The 355-nt window shown below is 60.3% G+C and carries 1 protein-coding gene; it reads left to right on the forward strand.

Annotated elements, in window-relative coordinates:
- Window positions 1–338: ABC transporter permease (locus EN852_RS36695; protein ID WP_135879748.1), on the forward strand; the 338-nt coding region annotated here is incomplete at its 5' end.
- Between the last annotated feature and the right edge of the window lie 17 nt (window positions 339–355).

The following is a 355-nucleotide window of genomic DNA, read 5'->3' on the forward strand; positions in this document are numbered from 1 at the left end:
CGCTGAAGGAAGTGCTCGACCTCGACTATGTCGTGCTGGCCAGAGTGAAAGGCTTCTCGGAGACGCAGGTCATTTTGCGCGAAGCGTTGAAGAACGCGGCGCTGCCGACGCTGACGCTGGTCGGCGTGCAGTTCACCTTCCTCATCGGCGGAACCGTCATCGTCGAGCGGCTGTTCTCCTATGAAGGCCTCGGCAATATGGCGATCGACGCTGTCATCAACCGCGACCTGCCGCTGATCCAGGGCATCGTGCTGGTGTTCGCGCTGCTTTTCGTTCTGATCAACCTCACCGTCGACATGATGTATGCGCTGCTCAATCCGAGGCTGCGCCATGGATGAGGCCCGTATCGCCCGAC

It is taken from the genome of Mesorhizobium sp. M2E.F.Ca.ET.209.01.1.1 (genome assembly GCF_004010375.2).
Taxonomy (GTDB): Bacteria; Pseudomonadota; Alphaproteobacteria; order Rhizobiales; family Rhizobiaceae; genus Mesorhizobium.